At 73.2% G+C, this 23,237-nt stretch carries 17 protein-coding genes; 11 read left to right on the forward strand and 6 right to left on the reverse strand.

Annotated elements, in window-relative coordinates; translation table 11 throughout:
• The first annotated feature begins 75 nt into the window (after positions 1 to 75).
• The 4 genes from B4E97_RS02345 to hrpA all read left to right on the forward strand — a co-directional run bounded on the left by B4E97_RS02345 (position 76) and on the right by hrpA (position 7,193).
• Positions 76 to 753: a hemerythrin domain-containing protein gene (locus B4E97_RS02345; protein WP_029212271.1), complete on the forward strand. Its 678-nt coding sequence runs from the start codon at positions 76 to 78 to the stop codon at positions 751 to 753.
• Positions 754 to 758: 5 nt separating this feature from the next.
• Complete coding sequence (locus B4E97_RS02350) at positions 759 to 2,762, forward strand: DUF6541 family protein (protein WP_286958545.1); 2,004 nt, start codon at positions 759 to 761, stop codon at positions 2,760 to 2,762.
• Positions 2,763 to 2,811: 49 nt separating this feature from the next.
• Positions 2,812 to 3,159, forward strand: coding sequence for a DUF2249 domain-containing protein (locus B4E97_RS02355; protein WP_029212269.1), 348 nt, complete (start codon positions 2,812 to 2,814; stop codon positions 3,157 to 3,159).
• 68 nt (positions 3,160 to 3,227) lie between these two features.
• Entirely contained in the window at positions 3,228 to 7,193 is a 3,966-nt protein-coding gene (hrpA, locus tag B4E97_RS02360; protein WP_286958547.1) for an ATP-dependent RNA helicase HrpA, read from the forward strand.
• Positions 7,194 to 7,273: 80 nt separating this feature from the next.
• On the opposite strand, the gene B4E97_RS02365 is transcribed toward hrpA, so the two are convergent.
• Together B4E97_RS02365 and B4E97_RS02370 are read right to left on the reverse strand one after the other, a co-directional pair.
• Positions 7,274 to 7,486, reverse strand: coding sequence for a hypothetical protein (locus B4E97_RS02365; protein ID WP_286958636.1), 213 nt, complete (start codon positions 7,484 to 7,486; stop codon positions 7,274 to 7,276).
• A gap of 16 nt (positions 7,487 to 7,502) precedes the next feature.
• Positions 7,503 to 8,573, reverse strand: a complete 1,071-nt coding sequence (locus B4E97_RS02370; protein WP_286958548.1) for a DUF222 domain-containing protein — start codon at positions 8,571 to 8,573, stop codon at positions 7,503 to 7,505.
• Positions 8,574 to 9,103: 530 nt separating this feature from the next.
• Here B4E97_RS02370 and B4E97_RS02375 point away from each other — a divergent pair.
• Complete coding sequence (locus B4E97_RS02375) at positions 9,104 to 11,497, forward strand: glycoside hydrolase family 3 N-terminal domain-containing protein (protein ID WP_286958549.1); 2,394 nt, start codon at positions 9,104 to 9,106, stop codon at positions 11,495 to 11,497.
• A 36-nt stretch (positions 11,498 to 11,533) separates the two neighbouring features.
• Here B4E97_RS02375 and B4E97_RS02380 read toward each other — a convergent pair whose 3' ends face one another.
• On the reverse strand, positions 11,534 to 14,278 hold the full coding sequence (locus tag B4E97_RS02380; protein WP_286958550.1) for a multicopper oxidase domain-containing protein: 2,745 nt from the start codon (positions 14,276 to 14,278) through the stop codon (positions 11,534 to 11,536).
• Positions 14,275 to 15,378 (reverse strand): hypothetical protein, encoded by a 1,104-nt coding sequence (locus tag B4E97_RS02385; RefSeq protein ID WP_286958552.1) that lies wholly within the window; start codon positions 15,376 to 15,378, stop codon positions 14,275 to 14,277. The genes B4E97_RS02380 and B4E97_RS02385 overlap by 4 nt, the downstream gene beginning before the upstream one ends.
• Before the next feature lie 184 nt (positions 15,379 to 15,562).
• Here B4E97_RS02385 and B4E97_RS02390 point away from each other — a divergent pair, with 184 nt between their 5' ends.
• Together B4E97_RS02390 and B4E97_RS02395 are read left to right on the forward strand one after the other, a co-directional pair.
• Complete coding sequence (locus B4E97_RS02390) at positions 15,563 to 16,837, forward strand: S1C family serine protease (RefSeq protein WP_286958554.1); 1,275 nt, start codon at positions 15,563 to 15,565, stop codon at positions 16,835 to 16,837.
• 133 nt (positions 16,838 to 16,970) lie between these two features.
• A complete protein-coding gene (locus B4E97_RS02395) occupies positions 16,971 to 17,885 on the forward strand; it encodes a PAC2 family protein (protein WP_286958556.1) in 915 nt (304 codons plus the stop codon).
• 15 nt (positions 17,886 to 17,900) lie between these two features.
• On the opposite strand, the gene B4E97_RS02400 is transcribed toward B4E97_RS02395, so the two are convergent.
• Positions 17,901 to 19,625, reverse strand: coding sequence for a DNA polymerase (locus B4E97_RS02400; RefSeq protein ID WP_286958557.1), 1,725 nt, complete (start codon positions 19,623 to 19,625; stop codon positions 17,901 to 17,903).
• 2 nt (positions 19,626 to 19,627) lie between these two features.
• Positions 19,628 to 20,080, reverse strand: a complete 453-nt coding sequence (locus B4E97_RS02405) for a SufE family protein (protein WP_286958559.1) — start codon at positions 20,078 to 20,080, stop codon at positions 19,628 to 19,630.
• 72 nt (positions 20,081 to 20,152) lie between these two features.
• Here B4E97_RS02405 and B4E97_RS02410 point away from each other — a divergent pair, with 72 nt between their 5' ends.
• From B4E97_RS02410 to B4E97_RS02425, 4 genes are all read left to right on the forward strand, one after another.
• A complete protein-coding gene (locus B4E97_RS02410; RefSeq protein WP_029211458.1) occupies positions 20,153 to 20,860 on the forward strand; it encodes an EcsC family protein in 708 nt (235 codons plus the stop codon).
• A 114-nt stretch (positions 20,861 to 20,974) separates the two neighbouring features.
• A complete protein-coding gene (locus B4E97_RS02415; RefSeq protein WP_286958562.1) occupies positions 20,975 to 21,382 on the forward strand; it encodes a YkvA family protein in 408 nt (135 codons plus the stop codon).
• 107 nt (positions 21,383 to 21,489) lie between these two features.
• A complete protein-coding gene (locus tag B4E97_RS02420; protein WP_286958564.1) occupies positions 21,490 to 22,794 on the forward strand; it encodes a DUF4192 domain-containing protein in 1,305 nt (434 codons plus the stop codon).
• Between the two features lie 45 nt (positions 22,795 to 22,839).
• Positions 22,840 to 23,235 (forward strand): universal stress protein, encoded by a 396-nt coding sequence (locus B4E97_RS02425; RefSeq protein WP_239266678.1) that lies wholly within the window; start codon positions 22,840 to 22,842, stop codon positions 23,233 to 23,235.
• Positions 23,236 to 23,237: the final 2 nt, after the last annotated feature.

Consider the following 23,237-nt stretch of genomic DNA (forward strand, 5'->3'; position numbering starts at 1 on the left):
CCACCAGGACCCCGGGGCGAGCCCCAGCGCCGCCCGGGCACGACGGGCCTCAGGGCCCGGTGAGGAGCTGACGCGATGACGAGCGTCGCCGACGTCGCCGAGACGGCACCGACCACGACCACCGGCGAGGGGCTGCGGGCCGACAACCTCGCCCTCGCGCAGACCGTCGACCAGACGGTGGACGCCCTGATCGGGGCGATCGGCGCTGCCGACGCAACCGCGTTCGGGCAGGCGCACGCCGACCTCGCGACCTGGTGCCAGTTCGAGCTCGTGCCCTCCGCCGTGGCCAAGGAGCAGGTCCTCTATCCCCGCGCCGCGCGGGTGCCCGAGGCATCCCTGCTGGTGCAGGGGCTCGTCGCCGACCACCGCGTCATCGCCGGTCTGGTCGACGCCGTCAACGCCGCCCAGGACGCCGCCCAGCTCGCCGGCGACGCGCAGGCGCTGCGCGTCCTGCTCCGTGCCCACCTCGCCAAGGAGGACCAGCTCCTCGCCGGCCTCCTCGAGGCCCAGGACGGCTCCGCCGAGGCGTATGCCGAGACCCGCCGCGCCGCCGACGCCCTCGCCCAGCAGTACGCCGCCAACGTCGCCGCCGACGTCGAGGCGTCGCACTCCGAGCCCACGGGTGGGTGCGGAAGCGGCGGTGGGTGCGGCGGCTGCGGCGGCGGCGGGGGCTGCGGCTCCGCGGACGACGCGCGCACCGACGAGGAGCGGGCCGCCGACAAGGCCGCCGTGACCGTCACCCGGGTCGACTGAGGGTCGTGCTCCCGACCGGGACGACCTGGTGGGGTGCGACGCCCCTCGTGGCGGTCTCCCTGCTCCTCCACCTCCTGCCCGGTGCCCTGCTGCTCGTCGCGGCTCGCGCCACCCCACGGATGGTCGTGGGTGCGGCGCCGGTGGTGTCCGCCGGCGTCGTGGGGGCGGCCGTGGCCTGGACCACGTGGACGGGGGTGCGCTGGGGCGTCATACCGCTCCTGCTGACCACGGTCGTGGCCGGCGGGCTGACGCTCCTGGTGGTGCGTGCCCTCGCCCGCTGGGGCCCGGTCCCCGCGGCCGACGGCGCGACCCCGTCGGCACCTGTCTCGCCGCCCGGCCGGCGATCGTTCCGGTGGGCCATGACATCCCTCGCCCCGGCCGTGGTGGCGATCGTCGGGTCCTGGTGGGTCCTCGTGCGCGGCATCCCCTCACCGAGCTCGCTGCAGCAGTCCCACGACGCCGGCTACCACGTCAACGCCCTGGCCAGGGTGCTCTCGACCGGCGACGCGGGGTGGTACTCCGTCGGGGCCACCTCGTCTCCGCTGTCGACCACCACGTTCTACCCGCCGGGGCTGCACGCCCACGCCGCCCTGGTGGCGCAGCTGGGCGGCGCGCACCCGGTGGTGGCGCTCAACGTCGTCGTCCTCGTCCTCGCGGCCGTGGTGTGGCCGGTCGGCATGATGCTCCTGGTCCGCGAGGTGGCAGGGCCCGACCCCGTGGCCCGGTGGGCCGTGGCCCTCGCGCTCCCGGTGACGCTGGTCTTTCCGACGCTGCTGCTGCACTTCGGGGTGCTGTGGTCCAACGCCGCAGGCGTGGCCCTCTCGCCCGGGCTGCTGGCCCTGATGGTGGCGGCCTGCGGCAGCAGTGCACGGCTCACGCGCAGGGCAGGCTGGTTCCTCGTCGCCGCGGGGGCCGGTCTGGGACTGGCGCTCGTCCACCCCTCGGCGGCGCTGAGCCTCCTCGTCCTCGGTGCCCCGATGCTCGTGCCGGCCGTATGGCGTCAGACGCGAGAGCTCACGCGACGCCACCCGCAGGCGCGCCGTGCAGCCACGTGGTGGCTCACCCTGGTGGTGCTCGTCGGCGTCGTGGGCGTGGTGGTCGTGGCCCGCACGCCCAACGTGCGGTCGCTGCTGGTCAGCCGGGCCCGCACGGTCACGGACCCCGGCGACGCCGTGCGCGAGGTGCTCACCCTCGGCACCCACCTGACGCCCGGCTGGCTGGTGCTGGCTCTGCTGGTCGCGGTCGGCGCGGTCCAGGCCGTGCGCACGCGGCGGGCCTGGCTCGTGGTGGGCTACCTGCTCACCGCCACGATGTACGTCTTCGCGGCCTCGGCGTCCTCTGGCTGGGGGACCCTGGTCACGGCGCTGTGGGACCGCGAGCCGTACCGCGTGGTCGCGCCCCTCGCCGTGCCCGCGCTGGTGCTGGCCGGGCTCGGCGCCTCGTGCCTCGTCGGCCTGGGGGAGCGGCTCGTGCCCGCCCGCCCGCTCGTCGGCCGCGCTGCCCTCGCCGTCGTCGTCGGTCTGGCGATCACGGCCGGGATCCCCTCGGGGGCAGCCTCGTCCGAGCGCCTGGTGAGCCACAACTACGGTGACCAGCAGTGGTGGCGGACCGTGGTGTCCGAGCGTGAGGCGGCGCTCTACGAGCAAGTTCTGGGGGTGCGGCCGGACGGCCTGGCGGTGGCCGGCGACCCCTTCGGCGGTGGGCAGTGGGCGGGCGTGCTCAGCGCGCACCCGAGCGTCTTCACCCACTTCGGCGGCGTGCTCGGCGGCGACTACGACCTGCTGCGGCGGCACCTGCGGGAGCTCACCCCGCAGGTGTGCCAGGCGGTGCGTGACCTGCACGTGGGCTATGTCGTCGAGGACACGGACCGGGTGTGGGACAACGACCCCCGCTTTCCCACCTACGCCGGGCTCCGCGGCCTCGCGGGGATCGGCGGGCTCGAGCCGATCGGTCAGGACGGGACGGTGACGGTCTATCGGATCACGGGGTGCGGTGCAGCCTCCTTTTAATCACGGTATATGGTGGGTTTAATCATCCCATCGTGCTGAGGAGACCCCTATGTCCGAGTCATCGTGCGGCTGCGGCTGCGGCCACGACGAGCCCACCACCGGCGCCTCTGGTGCTGCGACGGCCACCGCGGCGCCGGCGCGCTCGCTGCCCGTGGTCCCGGTCGAGGGGCTCCCGGAGCTCGACGCGACCGTGGTGCCGCACGCCATCCGGCACGGCGTGATCTTCGGCGGGCTCGAGTCGCTGGCCCCCGGCAACGGCCTGATCCTCGTGGCCCCGCACGACCCGCTGCCGCTGCTGGCCCAGGTCGAGCAGCGTTGGCCCGAGCGCTTCTCCGTGGACTACGTGCAGCGCGGGCCGCAGGTGTGGCGGCTGCGGTTCGTCCGCGTCGCCGCCTGATCCCCCTCGCTGGGTGGGGGATGCGGCGGCGGGCAACCGGTTTGCACCGCCCACCTATCCTGGAGAGCGTGCCTGACGAGTCCTCCCGCCCCAGCGACCAGCGACGCCGCGGGCGTCCGCCGGGGCGCCGACCGCGGGGCCGACGGGACGCCGACGCCCGCACGCCCGAGGAGCGCGAGGCCGCCCGGGCGCGGGGTCAGGAGCGCGAGGCCCGGCGTCGAGCGCTCGTCCCCGAGATCACCTATCCCGAGCAGCTGCCCGTCGTCGCCCGCAAGGACGACATCGCCGCCGCGATCCGCGACCACCAGGTGGTCGTCATCGCGGGCGAGACGGGGTCCGGCAAGACCACCCAGATCCCCAAGATCTGCCTGGAGCTGGGCCGCGGCATCCACGGCCTGATCGGCCACACCCAGCCGCGGCGCATCGCCGCCCGGTCCGTGGCCGAGCGCATCGCCGAGGAGCTGGGGCACCCGATCACGGGGGAGCGGACGGCCGACGAGGAGCGGCCCGTGGGCTACCAGGTGCGCTTCGGCGACCACTCGACCCGCGACACGCTCGTCAAGGTCATGACCGACGGCATCCTCCTCGCGGAGCTGCAGCGCGACCGGGACCTGCGCCGCTACGACACGATCATCATCGACGAGGCGCACGAGCGGTCGCTCAACATCGACTTCATCCTCGGCTACCTCAAGCAGCTGCTGCCGCGGCGCCCGGACCTCAAGGTGATCATCACCTCGGCGACCATCGACCCCGAGCGGTTCGCGGAGCACTTCGCCTCCGCCGCAGGCGAACCCGCGCCGATCATCGAGGTGTCCGGTCGCACCTACCCGGTCGAGGTCCGCTACCGCCCCCTCGAGCGACTCTCTCCCGCAGGGGATCTGCTCGAGACGGTCGACCAGGTCACCGGGATCGTGGACGCCGTCGAGGAGCTGTGGACCGAGGCCGGGTCCGGCGACGGCTCGGACCAGGACGTCCTCGTCTTCTGCTCCGGGGAGCGCGAGATCCGTGACGCCGCCGACGCGCTCGAGGGGCTGGGCCTTCCGGGGACGGAGATTCTCCCGCTCTACGCCCGGCTGTCGAGCGCCGAGCAGCACCGCGTCTTCTCGCGGCACACCGGACGTCGCGTCGTGCTCGCGACCAACGTGGCCGAGACCTCGCTGACGGTCCCGGGGATCCGCTACGTCGTCGACACCGGCGTCGCCCGCATCTCGCGCTACAGCCAGCGCACCAAGGTCCAGCGCCTGCCGATCGAGCCCATCTCGCAGGCCTCGGCGGCGCAGCGCGCCGGCCGCTGCGGACGCGTCTCCGACGGCATCTGCATCCGGCTCTACTCCGAGGAGGACTTCGACGCCAGAGCGGAGTTCACCGACCCGGAGATCCTGCGCACCAACCTCGCGTCGGTCATCCTGCAGATGATCTCCCTGGGGCTCGGCGACGTTGCGCGGTTCCCGTTCGTCGACCCGCCGGACTCGCGGCAGGTGACGGACGGGCTCAACCTGCTCCTCGAGATCGGCGCGATCGACGCCGCCTCCGCGGGACGCGACGCCGGGCGAGGCAGGGGGCTGACGGCATACGGCCGGTCCATCGCGGCCCTGCCCGTCGACCCGCGCCTGGCCCGCATGATCCTCGAGGCCAACGAGAACGGCTGCCTCGCAGAGGTGCTCGTCATCACGGCAGCCCTGTCGATCCAGGACCCGCGCGAGCGGCCCGTCGACAAGCAGGCCCAGGCCGACCAGCAGCACGCGAGGTTCAAGGACGAGCACAGCGACTTCATCACCTGGCTCAACCTGTGGAACTACCTCCGCGAGCAGCAGAAGGCGTTGAGCGGCAGCGCCTTTCGTCGGATGTGCAAGCAGGAGTACCTGCACTACCTGCGCATCCGCGAGTGGCAGGACCTGCACCTGCAGCTCAAGCAGGCGTGCAAGGCACTCCACCTCGAGCCCAACAAGAGCCCCGGGACGCCCGACGCGATCCACCAGGCGATGCTGTCAGGGCTGCTGTCCCACATCGGACTTCGCGATCCCGAGCGACGCGAGTACGCCGGTGCCCGCGGTGCCCGTTTCGCCATCCAGCCCGGATCGGTGCTCCAGCGGCAGCAGCCGGACTGGGTCATGTCGGCCGAGCTCGTCGAGACCACCCGGCTGTGGGCGCGCACCAACGCGCGCATCGACCCGGCCTGGGCGGAGCGTCTCGGCTCGCACCTGGTCAAGCGGACGTATGCCGAACCCCACTGGGAGCGAAAGCGATCCGGAGCGGTCGCCCTGGAGCGCGTCACGCTCTACGGCATACCGCTCGTCGCGGGGCGCAAGGCCAGCCTCGGTCGCGTCGACCCGGTGCTGGCGCGCGAGCTGTTCATCCGGCACGCGCTCGTGGAGGGGGACTGGGACACCCGCCACCACTTCTTCCACGACAACCGGCGCCTGCTCAAGGAGGTCGCCGAGCTGGAGGAGCGCGCCCGGCGCCGCGACATCCTGGTCGACGACGACGAGCTGTTCGCGTTCTACGACGCCCGCATCCCCGAGTCCGTCGTGTCCGGGCGGCACTTCGACGCGTGGTGGAAGTCGGAGCGGCACGAGACGCCGGACCTGCTGACCTTCACCGAGGACGTGGTCGTCGCCGAGGGCGCCGACACGTCCGTCAGCGCCGACTACCCGCAGACCTGGCGTCAGGGCGAGCTGGAGCTGCGGCTGACCTACCAGTTCGAGCCGGGCGCGGACGCCGACGGTGTCACCTGCCACATCCCCGTCGAGGTCCTCAACCAGGTGCGCGACGAGGGCTTCGACTGGCTCGTGCCCGGGATGCGCGAGGAGCTGGCGACCGCCCTGATCAAGTCCTTGCCCAAGGCCACCCGCAAGCACTTCGTGCCCGCGCCGGACCACGCGAGAACCGCTCTGGCCCAGGCGGATCCGGCGTCGGGGCAGGACCTGGTCGACGAGCTCGCCGCCGCCCTGCGCAGCCGCACGGGGTTCGGCATACGGCCCGGCGAGTGGGACTGGAGCAAGGTCCCGGACCACCTGCGCATGACCTTCCGCGTCGAGGACGCCCGGGGCAAGGCGCTCGGCGAGTCCAAGGAGCTGGAGGCGCTGCGGCGCCAGCTCGCCCCCACGGTCCGCCAGACCATGGCGTCCGCCGCGTCGTCGATCGAGCGAACCGGCCTGACCACGTGGGACTTCGGGGCGCTGCCGGCGACCTTCGAGCAGCGCGTCAAGGGCGGTCGGACGCTGCACGGCTATCCCGCCCTCGTCGACCGCGGCACCTCGGTGTCGGTGCAGGTGCTCGCCACCGAGCACGAGGCGGAGGTCGCGTCACGACTCGGCCTGCGGCGGCTCCTGCTGCTCGACATCACGCCGCCGTGGAAGCGGGTCCTCGCCGTCCTCACCAACCAGCAGAAGATCGCCCTCGGCCACAACCCGCACGGATCCGTCCCCGCCCTGCTCGACGACTGCCTCGCGGCGACCATCGACTCGATCGTCGCCGAGACACCCTCCCTGACGACCGGTGCCGCGGGGATCGTGCGGGACCAGGAGCAGTATGCCGAGGTGCTGCGCCGGGTCCGCCAGCTCGTGTCCGCCCGCGTCATCGAGATCATCGAGCAGGTGGAGCCCATCCTCGTCGCGGCCCGTGAGGCCCGGCTGGCGCTGGACCGCCTCTCGCCGGCCGCGCGCGCCATGAAGGACGACATGACCCGCCAGCTCGAGGCGCTGATCCATCCTGGGTTCGTCGCCGAGACGGGTCGGGCGCGCCTGCGGCACCTGCAGCGCTACGTCCGCGCGATCGTCATACGGGCGCAGAAGGGGCCGGACGACCTGCGCCGGGACGACGAGCGGCAGGCCGTGGTGGCGACCGTGGAGCGGGAGCACGCCGACTTCCTCAAGAGCCTCAAGCCTGCGCGCGTCGACGCCCCGGACGTCGTCGAGATCCGGTGGATGATCGAGGAGCTGCGGGTGTCGCTCTTCGCCCAGTCGCTGGGGACGGCGCACCCGGTGAGCGAGCAGCGGATCTACAAGGCGATGGACGCGGCCGAGGCCCGCTGAGCGCGCCTCTGCCCGACCCTCGGGCAGGCGAGAGCCGGGTGCTGGCGGGCTGATGTCGGACCGCGGGAACGAGGCTGGGCTCAGGCGACGGCCTCGTCGGGCTCGGGCGGTGGCGCCGGTCTCCATCCGAACCCGACGCGCATGACGTGCCACCTCACCCTGCGCCCTCCCCTCGGGGCGGTGCTGTCGACGTGACCGGTGATGTGGTGCTGGTGGATGAACCGGTGGTGCGGGCCGCACAGCGAGGCCAGGTTGTCGAGGTTGGTCTCCCCGCCGTCGGCCCAATGGACGATGTGGTGGGGAGGTTCATCAGGCCGCTCGGTGCAGCCGCGTCGGGCCTACCATCCGCGGCTCGTCCCTCGCCGCTCCCGCCAGGCCCGCCACGACCCGACACGGCTGCACCGAGCTGCCGGGGCTGGTCCGTCCCCGATGGCAGCTGGGTGGCGACGTGACCGTCGCGCAGCACGAGAGCAGACGCGCGGTGGCGGGCATCAGGGGGGTGCCGCGCTCGTCGGATCCGGCGGTGGCGCCCTCGCCGGTGGCGTGGGTGAGCGACTCGATCGGCAGGATGAGGTTGACGCGGGCGTCCGTGCCCGTGGGGCCCGTCGTGCCCATCCGGGCGACCAGCTGCGCGGCCTGGACGAGGGCGTCGGCACGGCGCTGCCCGGGGGTGCGCAGGTCCGGCATGCCGTCGGACTGGGGCAGGGGAGCGCCGAGCGCGTTGAAGAGGGCGTCGAGCACGACCTTGTCTGGCGTGTCGTAGGTCGCCTCGAAGCGCCAGGTGCCGTCGGGCAGCTCGTGCCAGCCGGTGACGCCCCGGCGGGTTGCCTTGTCGAGCTCGTGGTCCTCGTCGCGGGCCGTGCCGAAGCGCGCGAGCATCTCGGTGCGGAACCGCCGAAGGCTGCTGCGGTTGAACCCCACCTGGGCGAGCTCGATGACGGCGTCGACGATGTCGGGGTGCATGGCCGGGTCGGTGGCGAGGCGCAGGTCGTCGAAGGTCCTCGCGGCCGTGATCGCGTCGCCCGGGCTGACCTCGCCCGACGCCATCGCGTCGCGGAGCGGAGCCAGCTCGCGCCGCCGCGTCTCGCGCACGGCGCGCGCGATCGTGTTGCGCTCGACCTCGGGGGTGGCCGCCTCGTGGTCGAGGAGCCACTGCGCGATGTTGCCCGACCCCGACGTGACCAGGAGCCCGCGAGCCTCGGCCTCCATCGTCGTGGCGGTGAGCAGCCCTCGCGCGAGAGCCGTCACCTGCGAGGCCTCGCGGGCCAGGTCTCCGAGGTCCGCCTCCTGGACGAAGGCCAGACCCTCACCGAGCGTGCGCAGCGCGTCGAGGGCCTCGGTGAGGACCCCTCTCGCGGTGACGACATCGGTGAAGTTCATGGCTCTATTCTATCGATCAGACGCACACCAAGAAAGGAAAATCACCTGGATGCAGAAAACCTCACCGGGGGTCCAGGAGAATGACGGATGGTGGCGCCGTGACGCATTTCCTGGAGCTGTTGGTCTTCGGTCGGTGCAGCGCTGGAACCTCCGGCGACCTGCTCTGACCGCGTCCTTCAAAGACGCACGGCCAAGGGATTCGGGTCTCGGCGCCGATTTGGCAGCAAGGTTCTGAACGATGGCCGACAGGTATTTCTAAGAATGCCAGGTGAATCGTTCTAGCGGTAGCTGGGTCACGTCCGGGGTGACGACGTTGGCGGGGATCGATCATGACGCCAGCCAAGACCACAAAGATTGTTTTGCAAACAATCCTTTGCATGGCCGTATGGCGCCCTGAACGGCCTAACCGTTTCCGCCCCGTTGCCGGGGGAGATGGCCGATGCCAGGATCTCTGCTACTCACAGCATCCAGGCCGGGATCCGGGTCGCGACGGAGCGACCAGCACCGGGCCGCGGCACGAAGGAGCACCGATGCGCACCACCCCCCTCCTGGCCACGACGCTCGCGGGTGCCCTGGCGCTCGGCGGCGCCGCCGCCACGGCCGGCACCGCTCACGCGGACCCGGCCCTGCCCACCCCCACCGAGCGCACCGTCACCGACGGCCGGACGACGTTCACCCAGGTGACCAACCCCGCCGGCGGCGCCGTCCTCAGCTATGTCCCGGGCGGCAGCGTGAAGCTGCTGCGGGTCACGACGGACGAGGCCGTCCTGGCGTTCAAGGACATGAACGCCAACGGCAGGCTGGACGTGTGGGAGGACTGGCGCCGCTCCACGAACGAGCGAGCCAAGGCCCTCGCCCAGGAGCTCACCATCCCGCAGGTCGCCGGGCTCATGCTCTTCAGCTCCCACGAGCGCAACGCCGCCGCCGGGCTGACCGACCCCCAGCGCAAGTACCTCGGCGTGGACCACCTGCGCAACGTCCTCAACGCCAGCTCCAACGACGTCAAGGCGACCGTCACCTGGGTCAACCAGGTGCAGGCCTACGCCGAGACCCGGGCCAGGAGCGGCCTGCCCTACGTTCCGGTCAACTTCTCCTCGGATCCCCGCTCCACGGCGGCCAACGACTCGGCATACAACGCGGCGGGCAGCGACATCTCCCGCTGGCCGTCCAACCTGGGCCTGGCGGCGACCTTCTCCCGCAAGACGATGCTGGACTTCGCGAGCACCTCTTCCGAGGAGTACCGCGCCATGGGCATCACGACCGCCCTCGGGCCGCAGATCGACCTCGCGACCGAGCCCCGCTGGCTGCGCGTCGACGGCACCTTCGGCGAGAACGCCGCGCTCGCGTCGACCATGGCCAAGGCCTACGTCGAGGGCTCGCAGAACACCTACGACCTCTACGCCCACCCGACAGGCTGGGGCGAGGACTCGATCAACACGATGATCAAGCACTGGCCGGGGGACGGGGCCGGCGAGGCGGGTCGTGAGTCGCACCTCAACGCCGGCAAGTATGCCGTCTACCCCGGCAACAACTGGGCCGAGCACCTCAAGCCCTTCCAGGCGGCGAGCGACGCGACGGCCGTGATGAGCAGCTACTCGATCGCCATCGCCAAGGACGGCTCGCCCCTGACGGGCAACCGGGTGGGCTCGGCCTACGACAAGGTCAAGATCGACCTGGCCCGCAACGCCGGCTACGACGGCGTCATCTGCACCGACTGGGGCGTCACCCGCGGCTACACCGACCCGAACTCGCCGTTCGGCATGGCCTGGGGCATGGAGAAGGCCTCGGTCAACGAGCGGCACTACGCCGTGCTGCGCGCGGGGCTGGACATGTTCGGCGGCAACAACGACACGGTCCCCGTCCTCGCTGCGCACGCCATGTGGCAGAAGGACTTCGAGGCCGGCAAGGTCCCGGTCAGCGCGGACGTGCGGTTCCGGCAGTCGGGGGAGCGGATCCTGCGGATGCTCTTCGCCCCCGGCCTGTTCGAGAACCCCTACCTCGACCTGTCGAGGTCGCAGGCCACGGTCGCGAGCAAGGACAAGCAGATGCGCGGCATCGCGGCCCAGCTCGACTCCGTCGTCATGCTCAAGAACGCCCGCCGCACGGTCAAGAAGTCGTCGCTGGCGTCCTTCAAGAACAAGACGGTCTACATCCCCAGCACCATCGCCCACGGCTTCCCGAGCGTGTTCTCGCAGGCCACGACCGACGTGGTCGGGCCGACCATGGACGTCGACACCGCCAAGCGCTACTTCAAGAAGGTCCTGACCGACACCCCGGTGCTGGACGCATCCGGCAAGGTCGTGGACTACCGGCTGCCCGACCTGTCGTCCGTGGACCTGGTCCTCGCCGGCCTGCGCGGCCCGGACAACGGCGACAACTTCACCGGCGCCGGCATGAACAAGGACGGCAGCTTCTACCCGCTGTCCCTGCAGTGGCGTCCCTACACCGCGGCGGGCCCGCACGTGCGCCGCACCTCCATCGCCGGTGACCTGCGCGAGGACGGCACGCAGGAGAACCGCTCGTACTACGGCGCCACGTCCAAGATCGGCAACGAGCGCGACCTCACCGCCGTGCTGCGGGCCGCGGACGCCGTCCGCACGGTCGAGCGGCGGACGGGCCGCCACATCCCGATCATCGCGAGCGTCAAGGCCAAGACGAGCTTCATCCCCGCGGAGTTCGAGCGCCGGGTCGACGCCATCCTCGTGGGCTACTCCGTCAGCGACCAGGCGCTGATCGAGACGGCGCTCGGCCAGCACGAGCCGCGGGGCCGCCTGCCCATGACCAGCCCCAAGGACATGGACGCGGTCGAGGCCCAGCTGGAGGACGTCGGCGAGGACATGACCCCCTACCGCGACTCGATGGGCAACACCTACTCCTTCGGCTTCGGCCTCGGGTGGAAGGGCGTGATCGACCGCCGTCGCTGAGCAGGCGCCGAGCAGGAGCCCACGCGCACGGGATCGTCAGCGGACCTCGACGATCCCGTGCGCGCCGCTCTCGGCGCGGCTCATCATGTGGTTGACGAAGGGGTAGTGCCCGGCCTCGGGGAAGGTCATCTCGACGAACCCGCCCTGCGCGGCGCCGAGGTCGAGGGCCTGGGACCCGCCGGGCGCGTCCGGCTCGCCCGGTGCGGCGCGCAGCAACCACGCGCCCTCCTTGAACGCCCGGTCGAACTGCGCGCCGACGACGTGGAAGGTCGTCGGCTCGTCCGGACCCACGTCGAGCACCCAGAACCGCACCCGCTCACCGACCTTCGCCGTGAGGGGGCGGGCGTCATACTGCCCGCTGGTGCCGTTGAAGACGACGGCGTCGGGCTGGTGGGCGGCGATCTTGGCGGCGTCCGCGGGCTCGCTGCCCGCCCCGAGGTAGAGCTCGGACTGGACGACGAGGTACTCCTTGTCGACCCTGGGCAGGCCGGGCGGGTCGATGATCACCGCGCCCGCCATGCCGGCGGCGATGTGCACCGACATGGGCATCGTGGAGCAGTGGTACATCCAGATGCCGGAGCGTGTCGCCGTGAACCGGTAGACGAGGCGCTCCCCGGGCTGGATCGTGCGCATCGGCCCGTCCGGGGCCAGGGCCCCGGCGTGGAAGTCGATGGAGTGGCCGATCGTGCCCTCGTTGACCAGGGTGATCTCGAACCGGTCGCCGACCTTGCCTCGTATGGCGGGGCCGGGCGTCTGACCGTTGAACGTCCACATGCGCCGGGTGACGCCAGGCCCGACCGGCAGGTCGACGTCCTGGGCGCGCAAGGTGATCCGGTGGAGCGTGGCTGCGGGCGCGGGCGGGAGGGTCGCGTCCCGGGCCGTGAAGTCGGCGGGGAAGGTGCCGTGGAGGTCGACCTTGGGGCTGGCCGCGCCACCGGCCGCGTGACCGCCGTGGCCACCCCCGGCGAGCGCTCCCGCCACGCCGGGCGCGGCGGCCACGTCGTCGCCGCCGGTCGTGCGGACGTGAAAGACCATGCCCATCTGCCGGTGCCCGACGATCGAGCACCAGCCCTCGACGGACCGGCCGACGACGCCCACGTCCATCCTGGCGCTCTGCCCGCGCGCGAGGCGCCCGGACTGCTCGCCGGTCTCGAGGGTGAGGTCGTGCACGTCGGCGTCGGTGTTGGTGACGGTGATGACGAGCCGGTCGCCGGGGTTCACCGTCACGGTGTCCGGGGTGAAGCGCATCCCCTGGGCCGTGACGGTGGCGTCGACGGTCCGCCCGGTGGGGGTCACGCCGCCCGCGGCGTCGCTGCGGAACACCGCGGCGGGGTCCATGGCCACACCGCCGGCCACGGCCAGCAGCACCGCCGCGAGCCCGGCGACGAGGCCACCGAGGGGGCGGCCGCGCTCGCGCTCGTGGCTCGGCGTCGGCGCCCCGTCGGCGCGGCGCTCGGGCAGCGGCAGGGCGCGGGTGAGCTCGGGGTGGGTGCGCAGGCGGTGGGCCACGACGGCGGCCCGGACGAGCAGCGGGGGCGTGAGGCAGAGCGCCACGAGCACGAGCACCGAGGCGGTGACCCGCACCAGGCTCGGGACGGGGAGCAGGCAGACCAGCAGGCCGAGCGAGGTCACCGTCACCCGCCAGGCGCCGAAGCGCTGGGTGATGGAGGTGGTGTGCCGCACCGCGGCCGGGCCCCCGCCGAGCATCACCGGCAGGAGATAGGACAGGGCGCCGAACAGCACCTGTGCCACGAACCCGACGGCGAACGAGGACACCACCAGCCCGAGGTCGTCGTGCACGCGCGCCACCCGCGGCGTGCGGACGACGAGCCACACCAGCTGGCCGAGCGCGACGAGCAGCCACACCATCCCCGCGCCCACCGACCAGGTCGAGAACTGCCACGGCGGCTTGCGGACGGCCGTCCGCACCAGGGGGATCAGCAGGGTGACGGTGCCGGCGGCATACAGGACGAGTCCGGCCGCGACCACCCAGGTGAGCCCGAGGACCGACCCGGCGACCGTCACGACGATCGCGCCCAGCAGGATCGGCAGCACGGCCGCGAAGGTGCGCTCCGAGCCCTCCTCGAGGCGGGTGCGGAGCATGGTGGGCCAGAGGGTGACCAGGGTGCCGAGGATGGTCAGACCGACGAACCCCAGCAGGTTGAGGGCCAAATGCGCGAGGACCAGCCGGGACTGCCACTCGTCCGAGCGCCCCGCGGCCATGAACGCCCCGAGGGCCGCCCCGACCGGGAGGAGCAGGCACGCGGCGGTGTAGTAGGTGATCGTGCGGCGGAAGCGGTTGGACAGGGAGCGACGGGCTCGGATGCCGAGCGCGACGCCGTGCCAGGCGAGGACGCCACCCACGACGACGGCACCGGCGACGGTCGTCCGCAGCTGGCCGCCGACGACGCCCGCGCTCACCCCGACGACGCCCACGTTGAGCAGGATCTGGCGCACCACCTGGTGCTGGGTCTCGGTGGCGGACGCGGGGCGCCGCACGAGCGCACCCGTGAAGTGCCAGGTCCACGTGACGATGGCGTTGCTGACGGCACCGAGCAGCAGGAAGTGGACGAGCATCCACCGCGAGCCGGGCACGAACCGGTGCACCACGGAGACGACGGCCGCCGCCACGAGCCAGGCCAGGACCGGCAGGAAGGACCGGACGTGCCAGCGGGCGCGGTCCGAGAAGCCCTGGGGGCCGGGGCCGTTCGTCGGGGTGTCCGGGGTGCCCGGGGTCTGCGGGGTCTCCGGGCGGCGGCCGCCGGGCGTGAGCAGGCTCATGACGAGGTCCTCCGTGGAGCGGTGACGACCAGCGCGACCGCGCCGGCGAGAAAGAGCAGGACGGCGGCGACGTTGCCCACGCCCCCGCCGACGCGCAGCGCCTGGTGACCGAGCAGGTCGCCGCCGATGACGCGGACGAGCAGGGTGAGGTGCAGCAGCCCGGCGCCGACGTAGAGCAGGGGGTTGTAGGGCAGCGGACGCCGCAGCACGGCGGGGAGGATGACCGGGGCGTGGGCCATGATCATCGACATCGTGAAGCCGAGGAAGGCCGCGTGGACGACCGCGTCGTAGGCCGGGCCCTCGGTGATCGCGCCGTGGACGACCCACAGCGCGCCGGTCACCGCGAGCCAGGCGTAGCCCGCCAGCAGGCACACCGCGACGTAGCGGGGGAGGCCGGAGCCGCGGACCGTGCGTCGGGCGACGTCGTGGCGGACGAGCCAGACGCCCAGCGCCAGGACGGTCACCCCGACGAGGCGGTGGCCGGGTCCGGGGGCGAGGAGCGCGGTGGCGGCGCTGACGGCATACAGCAGGGAGATGGTCACGAGCTGGGCCGGCACGCGGGGCTGCAGCATGGCGAGGCGGGCCAGCTCGAGGCGCTCGCCGGCAATGGTCAGGACGACGAAGCCGACGAGCCAGGTGAGGGACAGGGAGACGGGGGCTCCCGCGAGGAGCAGCATCGCGGCCCCGGCGGCGAGGACCGCCCCGAGCGCCTGGACGGCCACCGACGGGTCGTGGGACCGCGCGTGGAGGGGGACGTAGACCGCGCTCAGCGCGAGGGTGCCGGCGAGCAGCAGCGCCGTCCCGACGTCCCGAGGGACGGGGGTGAGCAGGGCGAGCGCCCCGAGGCCGAGCAGGACCGGAGCGGCGAGTCCCCAGGTGCGTCGCAGGGCCACCGCCCGCTCGAGGGCGATGACCGTACCGACGAACCCCAGGACCATGAGGTGACCGTGCACGGACGGCAGCCGCTCGGAGCCGACGGGAGCCGGGACCCGCAGGAGGATCAGGGCCGCGTCGAGGCCCGCGAGCAGCGCCAGCCCGGCGGGGAGCAGGAGCGGCAGCCGGGGGACGCGTAGCGCGGCTGCCTCCTGCGGATTTATCACAGGTCGAAGTGTAGTAAATCGATCGGGCCCGCCCGGACCGGGGGTCGGCGGTAGCGGCGACTGGGCTCACAGGGGAGACATAGGCAGGGCACACCGCTCTGCGAGCCGCCGGGACCAACGTGGGGTCCACGCACACGCCCCCCGACGCCACGCTCGCCGGCCCGTCGTCCACCAGGAGCCAACCATGACCACCGCCACCGCCAAGATCGCTGCGACCGCCGTGGCCGCCGTCGCCCTCGCCGCCTCCCCGGGGATGGTCGCGACCGGCCTCGCCGCCGCCCGGACCTCCGACGGCACCACCGTCGTCGACAGCTCGACCATAGCCTCGTCGACCGAGGGCCAGACCGACCAGACCGACCAGACCGGCCAGCCGACCTGGGCCAGGCACCACGGGTACGGCTACGGGCACGGCTACGGGCACGGCTACGGCGGCTACGCGTACGGGAGCGACGGCTACGGCCAGTCCTCCGGCCAGGGGACCGGCTCGTCCGACCTGAGCCAGGCCGCGGACGGCTCGACGATCTCGGGGACCGAGGTCGCCTCGATGAAGGGGGTCGTCATGGTGGACACCGTGCTGCCTGACGGCAGAGGCGCCGGCACGGGGATGATCCTCACCGCCGACGGTGAGGTGCTCACCAACTATCACGTCGTCGAGGGGTCCACCTCGATCACCGTCACCGACACCACGACCGGCCGGAAGTACTCCGCGTCGGTCGTGGGTCACGACGCGGCGCACGACGTCGCGGTGCTGCGGCTCTCGGGCGCGAGCGGGCTGTCCACGGTCACGGTCGACCGGTCGCCGGCGCAGGTCGGCCAGAGCGTGGTCGCGGTCGGGCAGGGCGGCGGCCAGGGTTCCATCTACCGGGTCACCGGCTCCGTCACGGCTCTGGACCAGTCCATCACCGCGCAGGACGAGACCTCCGTGGGCTCCGGGGAGCAGCTCACCGGGCTCATCCGGACGACGGCGGACGTCGTGCCCGGCTACTCGGGCGGTCCGCTGATGGACACGTCCGGCCGCGTGATCGGCATCGACACGGCGGCGACCTCCAGCGGGGACATCGACGGGTATGCCGTGCCGATCTCCCAGGCGCTCGCCATCGCCGACCAGATCACGGCGGGCGTCCGGTCCGAGGACGTGCACGTGGGGGCGCGGGCGGCCCTGGGCGTCCAGGTGACCGACGTGTCGGCCGGGGTCTACGGCGGCTCGCGGGGAGCGACCGGTATGCCGTCCGGCGCCGCCGTGGCCGACGTGGTCGCCGGAGGGGCCGCCGCCGCGGCCGGCATCACCGCGGGGTCGACCATCACCGCCGTCGACGGGGACACCGTCACCAGAGGCACCGACCTGAGCGAGGACCTGTCCGACGAGTACCCGGGCACCCGCGTCACCGTGACGTGGACCGACCCCTCGGGCACGACCCGCTCGACGAGCGTCACCCTCGGCACCAGCACGGTCGCCTGACGCCTCGGAATGTGCTCGGCGTGACGGGCGTTGCCCTGGGGGAGAAGGCCGCTCCCGACGCGACGACGGGGAGCGGAGCAACGAGCCAGACCGGCTGATCAGCCAGATCAGCCAGACCAGCAGGAGGCACACCGTGCAGGACCCCACGGGTCTCTACCGCTTCGAGACCGACTGCGACCCCACGCACATGCGTGCGTCGTCGCTGGTCGTCGCGATGGGCGCGTTCATCGACGCCGGTCACACCGGCAAGCTCATCTCCGACCACCTGCTGGGCGCGCTCGACCACTCCGTCGTGGCGTCCTTCGACGTCGACCAGATGCTCGACTACCGCGGGCGCCGGCCGCTGATGACCTTCGACCGGGACCGCTACACGACCTACGACGACCCGGCGATCGTGCTCTACCGCGTCTTCGACGTCGACGGCACGCCCTTCCTGCTGCTGACGGGTCCCGAGCCGGACTACCAGTGGGAGCGCATGACCGAGGCGGTGCGCGGGCTGGTGCGGACCTTCAGCGTCTCCCTGACCGTGAGCGTCCACGGGATCCCCATGGGGGTGCCGCACACCCGCCCCATCGGCCTGACCGCCCACGCCTCCGACGGGGCGCTCATCCCCGACAACAACCCCGTCTTCGGCGAGGTGCAGGTGCCGGCGTCGTTCGCCTCGTTGCTGGAGCTGCGGCTGGGCGAGTCCGGCTACGACACCGTCGGGTTCAGCGTGCACGTGCCGCACTACCTGGCGCAGACCGACTTCGCGGACGCGGCGCTGACGGGCCTGCGCGCCGTGTCGGGCGCGACCGGGCTGGCCCTGCCGACGGCCGAGCTGGCCGCGGTGGCCGGCGCCAACCGCGAGGCCATCGACTCCGAGATCGGCGACAACGAGGAGGTCGTCCAGGTGGTGCGCGCCCTCGAGGGGCAGTACGACCAGTGGACCCGCGGCCTCGACAAGCCCACCCTCCTGGCCCCGAGCATCGGCGAGCTCCCGACGGCCGACGAGATCGGTGCGGAGTTCGAGCAGTTCCTCCGCACGCACAGCGACGGCGAGGCCTGAGGCTCGACCTGACCCTCAGGCCTTCGCCTCGGACCACCGACGCACGACGCTGACGTCCGCCACGAAGCGGACCCGGTCGGTGCCCGTCCACCGCCGCGCCGCCTCGTCGAGGCTGCGGTGGACGAGCGCCACCGTCTCGTCCGCGTGCTCGGCAGCGACGTGCACGAGCAGCTCGTCGTGCAGGCACAGCACGATCTCGGCGCCGAGGGCCCGTCCACCGGCGCGCACCGTCGCGGCCCACGCCTTGAACAGCTCGGCCGCCGCACCCTGGATCACCGCGTTGCGGGCGAACCTGCCGCGGCCCGCGAGCTGCGCCTCCGACAGCGTTCCCTGCCACATGGGCACCCTGCGCCCGCCCCAGGTCACCACGGGGTCGCCCCGCACGCCCGCGTCGTAGGCCCGGTGCAGGTAGGCCATGGCCGTCGGGTAGGCGCGGTCCAGCCGCTTGAGCGCCTCGCCCGCCGAGCCCGACGTCTGGCCGTACATCGCGGCCAGGACGGCGATCTTGGCGATCGGTCGCTCGACGCCCAGCTCGGCGCCGACGGGGGAGTAGAGGTCGGCCGCCTGGCTGGCGTCGGCGAAGGACGGATCCCGCGCCACCGCCGCCAGCACCCGCGGCTCGATCTGGCCGAGGTCGGCGCGCACCAGCACGTGCCCCGGGTGCGCCGCGACGGCGGGTCTCAGCTCGGCGGGCAGGTTGTGCAGGCCGTTGGCGGCGGTCATCCGGCCGGCTCCGCCGTCGCAGGCCGTCCACCCGCCCCGGAGCCGGTCGTCCTCGCCGACGTGGGTGGCGAGCCAGTGCCAGCCGTAGGTCGTGGCGATCCGCTCGGCCTTGCGCCAGGTCAGGAGGGCCTCGACGACGGGGTGCGAGGCCCGGTGGGCGTCCAGCGTCCACTTCCGGGTGTTGTCGACGTGGACCCCCACCGAGGCGAGCATCTCCTTGACCTGCACGGGATTTCGCAGGTCGGTGCGCTCACGGCCGGGCACGTGCACCAGGACGGCGCGGTCCCGCTCGGCTCGTATGGCGCTCGCCTGCGGCTCGTCGCGAGGACGTGGTCCGGCGGCCGCCGTGATGAGCGAGGTCGCCGCCTCGCGGTCCATGGGCAGGCCGTGGACCTCGAGCTCGACGCAGAGCAGCGCCGCCGCCGACTCCGACAGGGCGGTGCCGAGCAGGCGCCGGGCGTCGCGCGGGCTGCCCCCCGCGTCCGGCACCCGGGGCGCCTGCTCGACCAGGTCGTGCTGCTGCTCGGCAGCGGTCAGCGCGGCTCGTGCCCACGCCGCGAGGCGGTCGGGGGTCGACGTCCAGGTGCCCTGCACCGCGTCCGCGCGCAGGTAGCCCTCGGCCGTCGTCAGTGACTCCGGGTCGAGCTGGGCGGCGGGGGAGACGAGCGCGAACAGGTCCGGCTCGGCGACCTGCGGCAGGCCGTGGGGGGCCAGCCCGCGGAGGTGGGCCCAGACGGTGCCGGGGTCGGCCGCGAAGCCGCCCGCCAGCACGCGGTGCACCTCCGCGACGTCCCAGCAGCGCGCCAGGTGCAGCCCCGCGGCGACGAGCGGCCGCGCGTCGTGACCGGCCTGCCACCAGACCCACCGGGGCCGGCGGTCCTCCTCGAGGCGTCGCAGCTGCGGCACGAGCCGGTCCACGGGGCAGGCCGGCACGACGATCGCGCCGGAGCGGTCGACGACCACGCCGTGGCCACCCGCGACGGCGAGGCCGAGGAGGCCCAGCGCCTCGACCGGCACGATCAGGCCGAGGCCAGCTGGCGCTGCACCCGGCCGAGCATGCCGGCCATGCCGCCCAGCCGGAGCGGGGACACCGTGCCGCCGAGGCCCAGGCGCAGGGGCAGGTCGGCGGGCAGCCCGAGCACCCGCTCGAGCGGGGCGCCGTCGACGGCCTCGTGCAGGATCGCCGCGAGGGCGCGGGTGGCCGCGGCTGAGGGCGGCGCGTCGACATACAGCCGGACGACCCCCTCCTCGACCCGGGCCAGGACGTGGACGGGAGACTGGCACTCCTCGACCCGCTCGAACCCCGGGTCGCCCTGGAGCCGATCGGGCGGGGCCGGGAGGTCGTCGGCGAGCTCCTGGAGCAGGTCCATGCGCTCGCTCGGCGTCAGCGCCGCGAGGTCCTCGACGAGCTCCGCCACGGCGTCGGGCAGTCCGGAGGTGTCGGACGGGGTGGTGTCGGGTATGTCGCTCACCGACCCAGTGTGCGTCACCGCGCTCCTCCCGGGAGCGCGGCCCGCCATCGCCACAGACAGGAAGGACTGCCCGTGGGCATCTTCGACAGGATCACCGGCTCCGTCATCAACAAGGCCATCGGTCAGCACACCACCGACCCCGCCACCGGCGACTCGCGGCTCAACGGACCGGTCGAGGAGTTCGTGCAGAAGCTCCTCGACGTGGGCGTGGACGGCGCCGGGCCGGTGGACGGCGCGGCCAAGGTCGCGGACAAGGCCCTGCGCGGACGCAGCCCGGAGCAGGCCGTCGGGGAGATCGTCAAGGACCACAAGCGGATCGCGGCCACGGGCGGTTTCGTCACCGGTCTCGGCGGCTTCATCACGATGCCCGTCGCCCTGCCCGCCAACGTCGTCGAGTTCTACCTCACCGCCACCCGCATGGTCGCGTCGATCGCACGCGTGCGGGGCTACGACATCGCCAAGCCCGAGGTCCGCTCGGCCATCCTGCTGACGCTCGTCGGGGCCGACGCCGACGACGACCTGCTGCGTCGCGCCGGCGTGCTCACCTCCGGCCGGCTCTCGAGCCTCGCGACCCAGCACCTCCCGGCCTCGGCCGTGATGATGATCAACAAGGGCGTCGGCTTCCGCCTCATCTCGACGCTGGGGCAGAAGGGCTTCGCCAAGGTGGTCGGCAAGGGCCTGCCGCTCGTGGGCGGCGTCGTGGGTGGCGGCATGGACTACTACCTCCTCGGCAAGATCGCCTCCAACGCCAAGCAGCAGTTCCCGGCCACCGCGGCCTGACCCACCAGCACCGACGGCGGCCCGCGTGGGGGAATCCCCGCGCGGGCCCGTTCGTTGGCAGGGGTAGCACGCCCCTCACGCCCCGCCCAGAACAGGTCCGACCCAGGAGGTCGCATGAGCTTCCGAGCATCCCGTCCCACGTCCCGCTGGGCGTCCGTGTGGTCTCTCGGCCAGGCCGTCCGCACGGCGAGCCGCCCGGGATCGCCGAGCATGGCCACCCGGATCCAGTCCCTCCCGCGCCTGGTGCGAGCGGTCACGTCGGGTTCCTACACCGGCACCTCGCGCGGGCAGCTGCTGGCGCTCGCCGCGGCCGTGGTCTACGTCGTGAGCCCGCTGGACCTCGTCCCCGAGGGACTGTTCTCCGTCCTCGGCCTCGGTGATGACGCCTTCGTCCTGGCCTGGGCCGCCGCCCAGCTCGTCAGCTCCACCGAGGACTTCCTGCACTGGGAGCGTGGCGGGCGTCGCGGTCCGCGTCCGGGCGATCCCGCCCCGGTGACCGTCGACGGGCGCGTCGTGCGCTGACGACGACTGTCCACAGGCCTCGTCCTTGGACGCGTCAATCCGCGCTCTGTCCACAGGCGCCCCGACCACTCCTGGTCGGGGCGCCTCGCGGCGTCCAGGGTCGGACCATGACGTCCTTCCCCCAGACCTCCGCCCCGTTCCCCAGCAGCCCCGCCGACGCCCCCGTCGCGTCCGTGCGCGACAGCAGCCAGCTGGTGGCGACGCTGCCCTATCTCCTCGGCTTCCACCCCACCGAGAGCCTCGTGGTGCTCGGCCTCGTCCCGTCCTCGACCGGGCGGCTCTGCGTCGGACCGTGCGCGCGGATCGACCTCCCGCCCGTGGGCACCCCGGCCGCGATCCTCTGGGACGCCGTCCACGGCCGTATGGCGCGGCACAGCCGCCATCTCGTGGTCGTCGGCTACGTGCCCGGCAGCGGTGATCGCGACGACCCGGCCTCGGCGTGGGGCTGCGAGCTGCTCGACGAGATCCTGGTGCTGGCCGGGCGGGCCGACGTGGAGGTGGTCGACGCGGTCGTCGTCGGCGCGACGGGATGGTGGTCGCTGCTGGCCCCGGACTCGGCGTGCCGTCCCTCGCGGCTGCAGCCCCTGCCGGACCCGAGCCAGGTGGAGGCCGTCGCGGACCTCGTGCTGGCCGGCTCGGCTCCCTTCGCCGACCGCGACGCGGCGCTCGCCCGGGTCCGGGCCGCGCCCGAGGACGACCGGTGCCGCGACGTGCGGGACGCGCTGGCCGGCGGGGGGCGCTCCCCGCGAGCCGCCGCCGGTGAGCAGTCTGGCTGGGCCCACGTGGTGCCGGGGCTGGACGCGTGGGCCCGCCTGCTCGGGTGGGCCCAGGCGTCCGAGCACGCGCCGGCGATGGCGTCGCAGGACGAGTGGTCCGCCCAGGACCTGGCCGCGGCCGTGACGGTGACCCAGGACAAGGCGGTGAGGGACGCCGTCCTGGCCTGGTGCGCCCCCGGCATGATCCCGGCTGCGCTCCTGCCGCACGAGCTGCGTGACCGGTGCCTGCGTGCCCTGGGGCGTCCGGTGCGGTGGGGTTCGGCCGACCGGGAGCGCCGTGAGGTGCTGCAGGAGCGCCTCCTGCTGGTCGCGAGGGTCGTCCCGCCCGAGCACGCCGCGGGGGTGCTGACGATCGCCGGCGTCGTCGCGTGGTCCCTGGGCGACCACATGATCGCCGCCGCGGCGCTGCGACGGGCGCTCGCGGTGGAGCCCGGGCACACGATGGCGAGGCTCGTCCTGCCCGCGGTCGAGCGCCTGGCGGTCTACTCCGAGGTGATCGGCCACGGCAGGGACGACCGTGACGCCCGCGGTGGTCAGGCCGGCCGCGCCGCCCACGACGTCCAGCACCGTCACGACGCCCAGCACCGTCAGGACGCCGATCACAGGGGTGCGCACGGCGCCGGGCCCATGGGATAGGTTCGGGGCCATCGTCGCTCGGCCCCACCTGCCCGGAGGATTGTCATGACCATCGTCGTCGGCCTGGTCGCCACGCCCGAGGGGCGGGCCGCTCTCGCCCGCGCCGCCCAGGAGGCCGTCATCCGCTCCGTGCCCCTGGTGCTCGTCGAGACCGGGCGGCCCGCGCCGGACGCCGAGAGCGCGGCGGCGATGGAGACGGTGGTGGCCGAGCTCACGGCCGAGGTGTCCGCGGCCGGGCTGGGTCTGGAGCGTCGGACCCCGGGTGGCAAGGACCTCGCCGAGCAGCTGGTGGGCGTGGCGGAGGAGGTCGACGCCAGCTGCCTGGTGATCGGCCTGCGGCGTCGCTCGCCGGTCGGCAAGCTCATCCTCGGGTCGAGCGCCCAGCGGATCCTGCTCGACGCCACCTGCCCCGTGCTCACCGTCAAGCCGCTGACCCGCTGACC

It is taken from the genome of Arsenicicoccus sp. UBA7492 (assembly GCF_002479615.1).
In the GTDB taxonomy this organism is placed as follows: domain Bacteria; phylum Actinomycetota; class Actinomycetes; order Actinomycetales; family Dermatophilaceae; genus Arsenicicoccus; species Arsenicicoccus bolidensis.